Origin of the sequence: uncultured Lamprocystis sp., from assembly GCF_903933125.1 — a bacterium.
Lineage (GTDB): Bacteria > Pseudomonadota > Gammaproteobacteria > Chromatiales > Chromatiaceae > Thiodictyon.
Genome location: NZ_CAIZIZ010000011.1, coordinates 1 through 11,233, shown reverse-complemented (window position 1 = coordinate 11,233; position 11,233 = coordinate 1). Strand labels below are relative to the sequence as shown.

At 61.3% G+C, this 11,233-nt stretch carries 10 protein-coding genes and 2 pseudogenes; all 12 read left to right on the top strand.

The genetic code is table 11. The features are described from left to right. Window positions 1-272: pseudogene (locus QZY03_RS00640) on the top strand (hypothetical protein); the annotation flags it as partial. A gap of 123 nt (window positions 273-395) precedes the next feature. Beyond that, a pseudogene (locus tag QZY03_RS31895) lies at window positions 396-671 on the top strand (carboxypeptidase-like regulatory domain-containing protein); the annotation flags it as partial. A 55-nt stretch (window positions 672-726) separates the two neighbouring features. After that, window positions 727-1,830 carry an Ig-like domain-containing protein gene (locus tag QZY03_RS00635; RefSeq protein ID WP_295577145.1) on the top strand — a complete coding sequence of 368 codons (1,104 nt, stop codon included), beginning with the start codon at window positions 727-729 and terminating at the stop codon, window positions 1,828-1,830. A 508-nt stretch (window positions 1,831-2,338) separates the two neighbouring features. Further along, complete coding sequence (locus QZY03_RS00630) at window positions 2,339-2,980, top strand: DUF4124 domain-containing protein (protein WP_295577143.1); 642 nt, start codon at window positions 2,339-2,341, stop codon at window positions 2,978-2,980. Between the two features lie 152 nt (window positions 2,981-3,132). After that, window positions 3,133-4,470: a hypothetical protein gene (locus tag QZY03_RS00625; RefSeq protein ID WP_295577141.1), complete on the top strand. Its 1,338-nt coding sequence runs from the start codon at window positions 3,133-3,135 to the stop codon at window positions 4,468-4,470. 47 nt (window positions 4,471-4,517) lie between these two features. Further along, window positions 4,518-4,919: a hypothetical protein gene (locus QZY03_RS00620; RefSeq protein WP_295577139.1), complete on the top strand. Its 402-nt coding sequence runs from the start codon at window positions 4,518-4,520 to the stop codon at window positions 4,917-4,919. A gap of 157 nt (window positions 4,920-5,076) precedes the next feature. Further along, a complete protein-coding gene (locus QZY03_RS00615; RefSeq protein WP_295577136.1) occupies window positions 5,077-7,197 on the top strand; it encodes an N-6 DNA methylase in 2,121 nt (706 codons plus the stop codon). A 265-nt stretch (window positions 7,198-7,462) separates the two neighbouring features. Next, the gene (locus tag QZY03_RS00610) at window positions 7,463-8,992 is read left to right on the top strand and encodes a hypothetical protein (protein WP_295577135.1); all 1,530 of its coding nucleotides are present in this window, start codon (window positions 7,463-7,465) and stop codon (window positions 8,990-8,992) included. 3 nt (window positions 8,993-8,995) lie between these two features. Then, window positions 8,996-9,217: a hypothetical protein gene (locus QZY03_RS00605; protein ID WP_295577133.1), complete on the top strand. Its 222-nt coding sequence runs from the start codon at window positions 8,996-8,998 to the stop codon at window positions 9,215-9,217. Window position 9,218: 1 nt separating this feature from the next. Then, complete coding sequence (locus QZY03_RS00600) at window positions 9,219-9,551, top strand: nucleotidyltransferase domain-containing protein (RefSeq protein WP_295577131.1); 333 nt, start codon at window positions 9,219-9,221, stop codon at window positions 9,549-9,551. Window positions 9,552-10,015: 464 nt separating this feature from the next. Further along, window positions 10,016-10,828: a Fic family protein gene (locus QZY03_RS00595; RefSeq protein WP_295577129.1), complete on the top strand. Its 813-nt coding sequence runs from the start codon at window positions 10,016-10,018 to the stop codon at window positions 10,826-10,828. After that, window positions 10,828-11,233: hypothetical protein (locus QZY03_RS00590; protein WP_295577126.1), on the top strand; the 406-nt coding region annotated here is incomplete at its 3' end. The genes QZY03_RS00595 and QZY03_RS00590, both read left to right, overlap by 1 nt.

Sequence of the window (11,233 nt, the reverse complement as noted above, 5' to 3'; positions counted from 1 at the left end):
GGGGTCCTGACACCGAGCGGCGCGCCTTATCCACCCTACAGCGGAGCAGGTTCTGTAGGGTGGATAAGCGTAGCGCATCCACCATCGGCCTCGCCGCCGACATGTCGCCGGCTGGAGCCACCCAAATTTGGAACTGCTGCCCCGGCGCTTGTTCGGGCGTTTCCCCCAGCATCGTCGATGCACGTTTCCACCGTTCTCACCCTGGCGCCGGCGCGGGGGCCTTGATCGTAGTCCCGGCCGGCGGCGTGCGTAGTCAGGGCTTCCAGCCCTGACGGTGTCAGGCCAGGATGGCCTGACTACGCACCCGGCGAGCCCAAGTGGCCGGAAGCTTGATCGAGGCCGGCGCGGGCTGCGGGGATCGCTATAACGCCTGTTGACATGGAGATCTCAGACCAATGAATGAAACACGATTGATTGATGCCCCGGCTATGACCACGAAACACCATGGGCCTGATAGCATGTGGTTCGTCCTGGCGACACTCTGGTTATTGCTGGGGGTAGCGACCGTCGCCCAGGGCGGCACCATTACCGGTACCGTGAGAGATGCGGCCGGTAACGGTGTATCCGGTATCCAAGTACGCGCCGATCTCGGGAATACAAAACAGTGGCCGACCGGCGCCGTCACCGCTGCCAACGGGACTTACCGCCTCGGCGGCGCGTTGTTGACCGGTAGCTACCGGGTTTGCTTTTTTGGCTGGAATCCCGCTGTCCAGGGAAGGCAATATTGTGACAGCGTCCCTGGCGGCGCCCTTCAGTGTGAGCTTCAACACCGGTGCGGGGGATACCACGGCCCCGACGGTGGTGCAGACGCGCCCGGCCAATTTGTCACTCGGATTGGAGTGGGAGCCCATTGTCGTTTTTTTCTCCGAAAACATGAACCCCGACACCATCCTCCCGGCCGCGGTGCGGGTCTTTGATGAGACGGCCGGGGATAGCCAGGTCGAGGTGCATCTCTACAAGGATTGGGTCGCCGAGGACGGCGCGCGCTCCAAGATCGAGATCGACCGGGCCTTCGCGCAGGGCGGGCGCTGGCAGGCGGGCCACACCTACCGCGTCGAGCTCGCCCAGAGCATCGCGGACCTGGCCGGCAACCCGTTGGCCAGCGCCCAGGTGTTTCGCTTTACCGTCGCCAGTTGGCCGAATACACCGCCGATGATGATGGGTGAAGGTGACACGCTGGCGTACCGGCAAGCGGACGGGCGAGTGACCTTAGACCTGGTGGTCCCTGCCGGCAGCACCACCGGCGGTACGCTCGCCGTTTCGGTTATGGACATGACGCAGTCCGGCAAGTCATGGTTGAACCTTGTGCAGGATGGCGGGGAGTATGTCTACACGACCCCGGTCGGTGGGAATGAGGGCCTGAATAGCGGCCCGCACCAGTTGCACATCACCGTCACCGATCCATCCAATGGTCAGACCCGGATGTTGCTCTGGACCATCCATGTATTCGATGCGGTGCCGGTGTTGACCGGTGGGCCGGCTGATCAGGCGACGGGCGTGTCCTTGCAGCCCGGCTTCAACTTCACCACCACCGGGATCACCGGGGCCGCGTTTTACATGCTGGCGATCACGGACGCGACCAGCGGCGATATGGTCTTCCAGCGTCCGATCGCGCCGAATGGTGAGGCATCGTATTCGGTCCAGGTCCCGCCGTCCCAGGCCCTGGCGCCGAACACCGCCTATCGGTGGGCGGTCGCTGCCTTCGACTCGCTGGGATGGCCGGTCGGACAGGCGTTAAGCGTGGAGCGCGGTTTTACGACCGGGTCTGGCATTGATTGGGCTCTGGTATTGCCCAGCCGCGGCGGTTGGCGGAGTATCCTGGGTCGCTGAAGGCACCGCTCTGGGGCCTGCAGCGCGGGCCGGCGCGTCGCCGTGAAACCGGAGACACGGAGAAGAAAAATGAATTCTCCGTGTCTCCGTGAGAGATTTCTTCAGGTCGCCGCAGGCCGACAGGATGATCGAGGCTGCCGCCGGGATCAGGATTCATTGGCTAGGCGGCAATGAGTTCCGGTGCGAACCGCTGCGCAAACTCGCGCATGCTCATAACCGGTGCGGGTATCGATCCGAACACCAATGATCAACGCTGGGAGGAGGCAACGAGGGGCATGGCATGGCCAGGTTTTGCGAGGTGTTGCGTCTGGCCCTCGCGGTCGTCCTCTCAGTGGCTCTGGTCTGGCTGGTATCCACCGAGGACCAGCGGCGCGGCTACGTGAAGATGCTCGGTCTGTAGGAGACGACGGCGGCCCTTGGCGGCAGGAATCTGCGTATCGCCGCCTTCGGTTCAGAGTTTGAGATCGCCCATTTCCTGCCGCGGCCGATCGCGGCCCCGCCGCCGTCGGTGCCCACCACAGACGGCACCCGGTATGCCGAGGACGGCATTGGTCACGCCTGTCGCCCCGGCGGGGCGGCGAACCCGACGCACAAGACCCAACAGGAGGTCTATCGCTGGACTGATGCCGACGGCCGACCCGCCTTCAGCGATCAGCCACCGCGGGACGCGGACGCCCAGGTCGTCGGTCTGACGGCGGAGGGTGGGGTCGGGATGTTCTCCAGTGACTACCGCTTCGTCGGCGGGGCAGGGGACAACGCCTTCGAGACGGCGCTGCCGGCCAACATCGACGGCGTCTTCCGTTTCCTGGCAAAGGGCCTGGCCCTGCATGGGGTGCAGCCGCTGCATGTCCGCCTGACCGTCATCGACGGCGAACGGCGCTTCCAACAGTCCTATGCCACCGCCCCCGCGCCGGTCCAGAACCTGGACAACATCGCCCGGCTGCACCGCTTCGGCACCCTCCCGGCCCTGCGCACCTTCGTGGCGATGGATCGGGACGACTGGAACCGCCTCGGCAACGACATCGCCTACCCCTACGCCTGGTCACTGGTGCACTTCCTTCTGAAGGACCCTGCGCACCGCTCCCTGGTCAGTGCCTATTTGAACACCAAATTCATAAACGCGTCCAGACTCGCATCTATCTTTTCTTGACGCACTACTGATGCAAGACTAAGGTAGGGAACAAGTCGGCACGCAGGGCAACTTAGGGGGCGGCCATGTACCCAGGCGTGTGCATCCCTTTCAAGCCAAGCATCTAAGGCAGAAGGACATTGAAGGCAGACTGGATCGCAGCGGACCAAGTCATGCTTGCCGATGATTGGCGGCCTGACTACCAGTTCTCCCGCGCTGCGTGGCTCGGCCGCCACGCTGGCGCGTGGGCGCCCCTGGGGCGCCTTGGGTGCTGCCTGGACGGCTGGCGGATCAGCAGCAACCCGGCAGCGAGCGGCTACGACCCGCGCATCGAGTGCACACCCGTCTACCGCCTGCGCCATATCGAGCCCATGGAACTGCGCACCGAGGCCGAGCACTGGCGGCCGCCGCTCTTGGCGGACGTGCCCTTCTGCGTCCAGCCCGTGGACGTGATTCTGCGCCGGGTCGGCAGCGTCGGCGCGGCCCTGGTCAGCGAGCTGCACCGCCGCCACCCGGTGGACGCCAACCTCGGCATCATTCGCGGATTGGCGCCCGCACAGGCCCTCTGGACCGCCTACTGCCTGAATCAGCCACACTACCGCGAGTATCTGGAGACCTCGGGCAGCATCACCGATCTGGTGCGCGTGGGCCTGCGCCATCTCGCCGGCATGCCCATCGCGCCCAAGCCCGACGGCATGGAGACCCTGGCGCAGGGTTACTTCGAGGCACTGAATCGCGACAGCCAGGGCTTCGAGCAATTGTTCCGACTGCGTCGCGCGGTCGCCGACTGGCTCGCGGAGGGTCTGCCGAACCTTGCTCCTTTCATGAGCGGGTCGCTCGCGACCCGCCGCTGGGCCCGGTTCGCACCCGAAGACCTGAGCGATCAACTCAACATGGCCGTCGCCGAGCAGCACCAAGCGGCGCGCACCCTTCAAGAGACGGGCCGCGCCGCGCCCCTGGGTTCACTGGCCCAGATCGCCCCACGCGAACCGCGGGCGGCGAACCCCCAGACTTGCCGGGCGCTACGCCTCAGCGACCTGGACCAGCAGTTCGGCATCGCCCCCTTGCTCGCCGGCCGTACGGACCTGGCCTGGCGCACCCAGGTTCGCCCGTTGGCGCAATTCGACGTGCTCCTCTCCACCTTCGCCGCCGATCCCAAGGTCGCCTTCGTCGCGGAGCCGGTCGCCGCGTGCATCCTGCCCAGCGAGCAACTCATCACCCTGTGCTTCCATCGATTTCAGGGCGCCTTCGCCTTGTTGATGGAGTCCGCGCTGGTGCGGGCGCAATGGGCGCGGCTGGCGACCGGCAGCGTCCAGCGCTTCGTCCAGCCCGCCGCGGTGGAACAGTTGGTCTTGCCGGTCCCGGACCAGGGGCTCGCCGAGCGCTGGCACTTAAGCCTGGTGGACCTCATGGTAAAACGGCACGCGGCGCGACGCCGGATGGACGCCTTGCTCGCCGAGGTTGGCCGACTCTATGACGCCATCCACCCGGCGATCGAGGCGCGCGCATGACGCCGGGGAGAGGAATTCTTGCGGGGTTGGCATCGGGAGGAATTGGTATGGCGGATAACTTGATGGAGTTGCAGACGATCAGGAAGGACCTCGCCGCCAAGGCGCGGACGCTGGACCAGGTCTGCCAGGACCGCTCGCTGCTCTGGCAGCGGTTGGGCTGGGATAAACATCAGGTGCGCCTCTGGCTGCGCAGCCTCCCGGACATGGAGCTGCAGGATGGGGAGGGGGACGATCCGCGCTACCGGATCGGCCTCGGCGCTCCGCCGACGGATGACTTGGGCGAGACCATCGCCCGTGTGGTGGAGGCCCTGGGTGGCCCGGTTCCGCTTGCGCAGTTGCGCACCAAGCTGCCGCCGGGGTTGGTCGTGACCGACCCCATGATCCGCGCCGCGGTGCAGGCCCACCCGCGGCTCAGCCTGACCGGGCCCCTGGTCCGGCTGGTCCGCTGATTCCCCATTTCACCACAGATGACAGGTACCATGCGGCAGAAAGAGGTTCACCACAAAGGCACGAAGGACACAAAGAAGAAGAATTGCTTGGTGTACTTTGTGCCTTTGTGGTGAATCTTTGGAGACTTTGCAGTGAGACGATCGGAGCACGATGAGAATGGCGGATGAGACCCTCGCGGCGCGTTACGGCGCGCTGCGCAAACAGTATGCCGATTTTGGCGGTGATTTGGGGTTTTCGAGCGATCAGGACTACGTTCAGGCCGGGCTCATCTGGGGCGAGGTCGATGGCAACGAGACCCCCCGCATCCTGCTGATCGCCCTGGAACCCGGGCACTGGGACACTTCCGAACCGGCGCGGCTCGACGACCTGGCCATCGGTCTCCTGGCCGCCTTGCCGGGCGACGCCTGGCCCGTCTTCTGTCACCTCAAAGACGACAGCCACGAGCGCTGCTACGAGCTGTTCGGTGCCAGCGGCACCCAGTCGGTCGATGCGATCCCCGGCATCGGCCTGATCCGGGAGCACGAGCGGCTGCGCAAGGATCAGACCTTCACCTGGTCGATGAAGATCTATACGCGCCTGATGCACCGGCTCGACGCCTTCCACGAGCAGGTCTATCAAAACGTCAAGGACCGCGTCTCCGATAAGAACGACATCATCGAAGAGGTCGCCAAGCTCCTGTTCCTGGAGTCCTTCCGCTGCCATCACGGCGAAGGCCTGAGCTTCGACTATCAGGGGCAGCAACTCAACTTCCGTGAGGTCTTCAGCCTCGCCTATGTGAAGGCGCACGGTGCGCTGGCGGTGGAGCAGATCCAGGCTGCATTCGATGCGCTCAAGTCCCATCCGGACTATGTCATCACCGCGGACGCCGGCACCCAGAGCCCCATCTTCGACCCCAAGACCCACCTGCGCCTGACCCAGCCGCGCAACTACGAGACCCTGCTGGAGGCGATCCAGGACTTGGGGCCGGTCACCGACAACCAGGGGCGCCCGCTCCCCGGCAAGGACCAGGGGACCCTGGCTGACGTCTCCGGCGACGTACTGGGGCGGGTCTTCGATGTCTTCCTGCGCGCCAACTTCGAGTCCAAGGGCGGCCTGGGTGTCTATCTGACCCCCAACCCGGTGAAGCAGGCCATGCTCGACATCGCCTTTCACGACATCGCGCTGGACACCAAGTCGATCGAGGAACTCACCGCCGGAAACTTCCGCTTTTGCGATCCCACCTGCGGCAGCTTCGGCTTCGGCTCAGTCGCCCTGAGCCGGCTGCGCCAACTGATCTGGGTTCAGCTCGCGGCCATCCCCGACGCGGAGAAGGAGCCCCTGTACCGCGACATCATCGAGCACGGGTTCGTCGGCGCGGATTCGGCCCCGCGCATGGTCATGCTCGCCCGCGTCAACATGGCCCTGCAGGGCGCCCCCAAGGCCAAGATCTTCTACACCGACAACTCGCTCACGTCCCGCGCGCTCAAGCCCAACAGCTTCAGCCTGATCTGCACCAATCCGCCCTTCGGCACCCCCAAGTTCGGGTCTGACGCCAAGGGTCAGGGCTCCAAGAAGCAGTACGAGTCCAATATGGAGCAGATCCTGGGCGGCTTCCGGCCGGCGGAGCAGGTGGTCCAATCCTATAACGCCTGGTACAACTGGGCAGTCAAGGCCTGGGTCGACACCGGTGATCTGTATAAGGACGAGCACGGCGAACCGATCTGGCCCGGCTTTCGCACGGATCTGCGCAAGGTCTCCGGCGGCAAGAAGCCGCGCTACGAACTGCACCCGAGCACCGGGGGCCTCGCGCTCGGCAGCAAGCCGGACCGTAAGGACAACTGGCAGCAGGTCAAGGGCGGCTCCATCGACCCGGCCGTGCTCTTCATCGACCGCTGTCTGCAACTCTTGAAGCCCGGTGGGCGGCTGTTGATCGTCCTGCCCGACGGTGTACTCTGCAACTCAGGCGACCGCTACGTGCGGGAGTACATCATGGGGCGGAAGGACGAGCAGACTGGGGAGTTCGTCGGCGGCAAGGCCATCGTCAAGGCGGTGATCTCGCTGCCGTCTGATACCTTCAAGCTCTCGGGCACCGGGGCCAAGACCTCGATCCTGTACCTGCAGAAGCGTCATGCGTCGGCTGACGACCACAATCGGTTTTTGCCTGAGCCGCAGACCGATGTTTTCATGGCGGTGGCCGATACGCTGGGGTATGTGGTCAAGAACAATATCGAGGACTACTCGGCGGGGGTGCCGAATGACCTCGACAAGATCGTCGGTGCGTATAGGCGGGGCGAGTAGGATGCACCACAAAGTCTTGTAGGATGGGCAGAGCGCAGCGATGCCCATCTTTAGGTCCGCGGATCGCGAGAGGCGCGAAAAAGAGGATTCACCACAAAGGCACGAAGGGCACAAAGAAGATGAAAGGTAGTAGAGGCCGGTGCGTAGGGTCGAATGAGCACGATCTCTCATCTATAGCGGCGGGCGTTGTCGGCGCGGAAATGGTCTCCCAGCGACCACGTACGTTCGGTTGGCCGAAAGATTTTTAAACGAGCCGGAGATATTGGTGGGCGATTATAACTTTGTCGCTGTTTCTGAGCTAACCGAGGCCCGTCTCGATAGCTCCTATTATGCAACAAGATTTCTAAGAAACGAAAAGCGCTTAGCGAGTTTTGGAATCGACAGAAAATCAGTTTCAGATCTGGCAGGGCTTTGTAATTGCGGGGCCACTCCAAAGCAAGTGGTCTATGGACATACTGGCGTTGGGTTAATCAGAACGACCGATGTTCGACCTAACGAATTTCTCGATGACGACATCCTGCGAACAACCGATCTAACGAGTGTGTCGTTGAGGGAGTCAATTCAAGTCCGTAGTGGGGATATTGTTTATACCATGAGCGGAACAATCGGATATTGTTGCGTTATTCCGCAAACACCCGAAGTGTTCAGCTTCAGTAACACGATTGTTCGTCTGAGGCTGCCAAAGACTACGGTGGACGATCCGCATTATGTATCGACCTTCTTCAACTGCAAGTATGGGTACGAGCAGTCTCTGCGTCTTGTCAGCGGAGGCATTCAGGGGCACGTAATGCCTAACCCTTTCAAGACACTATTAATATCCCTTCCTGATCGACACTTGCAAAGATACATTGGCGACAAGGTCCGGCAAGCCGAGCGCCTGAGGGCTCGCGCTAAAGGTTGTCTATCGACTCTTGTCAAGTTTGTTGAAACTCCGGAAAGTGAACAGGCGTTGGCGACGAGAAGCAAGATGACTGGCCGGATACCACCAGGCCTATTGACGGCTCGGCTCGACGCTAAGTATTACGGCAATCATTCTGTGGAAGTGTTGCGCGTGGCACAAACCGCAACCGAAAGCATTGGGAGTCTATTGCTGTCGATTTCCAATGGCTTCGAGGAGCGGAGTTTTTGTTCCGAGGGGGTTCCCTATGTTACCGTATCTGAAGTCTCTTCTGGACGTTTGATTCTGTCGTCTGCGCCAAGAATCAGTCCGGATGTTGAGATTCCGAGAAAGGCTTATATTAATGAGCGCTGTGTCCTTGTTGTAAGAACGGGATCGATTGGGACCGCTGTTAAGGTCGATCGACGCGATACGGCAGCCGTAATCAGTAGTCATCTTATTCGTCTTGAATTTGATTCCGAAGCAACTGCATGTGCTGTGGCTGCATTTCTGTCTTCACCCTCCGGCAAAGTGCTTCAGCACAAGATCAGTTACGGCGCAGTACAGCCCCAGATTGGTCAAGATGAGCTGATATGTTTGCCCGTTCCAGATCATGTATTGGAAGAGGCAGAGCATATTCTGCAGCTTACCAAATCACGTGAAGATGGCATTCGGCTATCACAAAGCTTGGTCAGTGCTGCAAAGCTCCTCGTCGAATCCCTCATCGAAGGCCAAATCACCGAAGTTCAGCTCATCGCCGCCCAACAGGCACTGGAAGCAGGCGACGACAGCCTGGACCGGGTGATCCTGGCGCGGCTCAAGACCGACGGTCTCGACGGCGCGGGTGAGCCCCTGTTCCCCGACCTGGACCAGCTTTATGACCTGCTGGAAAGAGCGCAACCCGAGTCCGGGGCGTAGCGCATGAACCAGAAGATTCACCACAAAAACACAAAGGACACAAAGCTTTCTTTTCTTTGTGCTCTTGGTGCCTTTGTGGTGAATCCTAAAGGAGGCCGCGATGAGCGTCGCGCAAGCCCATGCCAAGCACAGCATCGTCGAGGTGACGGAATGGCGGGACCGGGCGGCTTGAAGGAAGGCGCTTTGACGGCTTACGGCCTATCGCTATTGAAATGCGGAGGATGACGTGGATAGCGCGACAGAACACACTGCACGGCTCTTTCTGGAACGGGTGCGCGAACACTACGACTTGGCGGGCGCCCTGCTGTATGGCAGCCGGGCCAGACAGGATGCGGGCCGCGAGAGCGACGCGGATATCGCCGTGCTGCTGCGCGGCGCCTCGGGCGCGCGCGGCGATGCCGCGCTGGAGATGGCCGGCATCGCCTTCGATGTGATGCTCGAAACCGGCGTGCTGGTAGACGCGATCCCGTTCTGGGAAGACGAATGGACCCACCCGGAGCAGTTCGCCAACCCGGCGCTGATCGCCAATATCCGCCGCGATGGGGTGCCTGTACTGTGATGCCGAAGATTACTCACCACAAAGGCACAAAGGACACCAAGAAGATTCATCTTTGTGCCCTTTGTGCCTTTGTGGTGAATTCTTATTCTTTTCGTTCCCACGCTCCAGCGTGGGAATGCCGTCCGGCCGCTCCAGCGGCCCGTGGCGCTACGCGACGCTGGAGCGTCGCGACTTGCTCCCACGCTGGAGCGTGGGAGCCAGATGATTCACCACAAAGGCACAAAGGACACAAAGTTTTTTCTTCTTTGTGCTCTTTGTGCCTTTGTGGTGAATCCCAAGGCCCCGAGGCCGAGGTGTAGCCACATGAATCAGAGAATTCACGACGAAGAATGCTCTTCTTTGTGTCCTTTGTGCTTTTGTGGTGAACTCTTTCTATTCCGGCGCGATGAGGGCAGACCGATGAGCAATCCTGTTCTTTCTCTCCTTCGTGTTCTTCGTGCCTTTGTGGTGAATTCTTCGAGCGCATGAATATCAATGCACTGACAGCCTTCGACGGACTGGACCCCGACATCCGCGCGGCCCTGCTGGCCCAAATCCGGGACCTCTGGACCCATGGCTCCACGGCCATCGAGGGCAATACCCTGACACTGGGCGAGACCAAGTTTGTCATCGAGGAAGGTCTCACGGTCTCGGGCAAGCCGCTGAAGGACCATCAGGAGGTGATGGGGCACGCCCGCGCGATCGAGCTGATCTACCGCTGGCTGGATACGGGGTTCACGCAGGACCAACTGTTCGACCTGCATCGGGCCGTTCAGAGCGAGGTGATCCTGGACATCTTCAAACCCTTCGGGGCCTGGAAGCTGGAGCCCAACGGGACCTACGCGGTGAGCGCGGACGGAGGCCAGACCTTCATCGAGTACGCCGCCCCGCGGGACGTGCCGGCACTGATGACCCTTTGGATTGCTGAGCTGAATCGCTTGTCCCAGGGGGACCTGAGCGAGGTCGATGCCATCGCGGCCTATGCGCACCTGCACCTGGGTTTCGTGCACATTCATCCGTTCTGGGACGGCAATGGGCGCCTGGCGCGGTTGCTCTCCAATGTGCCGGTGCTGCGCTCGGGGCACCTACCGGTGGTGATCGATGTGCAAGAGCGCAAACGCTATATCGACACCCTGGCGGACTATCAGCTCGCCGCCGGTCAATTGAACCCCCAGGACGGAGTCTGGCCAAGACCGGATCTTGAAGGCCCCTTTATGGCCTTCTGCGAGGAGTCCTACTCCGCGACTCGGGCGCTGGTCAGCCAAGCCCGGCTCCAGCAAGCCAAGAGGGCGCGGTGATGGCGAAGAAGATTCACCACGAAGGCACAAAGAACACAAAGGAAGAAGATTGTATTCTTTGTGTTCTTCGTGACTTTGTGGTGAATTCTTCCGGTGCGGTGATGCCGAAGAAGATTCACCACAAAGGCACCAAGAACACAAAGGAAGAAGATTATATTCTTTGTGCCCTTCGTGCCTTTGTGGTGAATTCTTATGGTGCAGTGATGCCGAAGAGGAGTCACCACAAAGGCACGAAGAGCACAAAGGAAGAAGATCGTATTCTTTGTGTCCTTTGTGCCGTTGTGGTGAAATCTTATGGTGCGGTGATGCCGAAGAGGAGTCACCACAAAGGCACGAAGAGCACAAAGGAAGATAATTGTATTCTTTGTGCCCTTCGTGCCTTTGTGGTGAATTCTTATGGTGCGG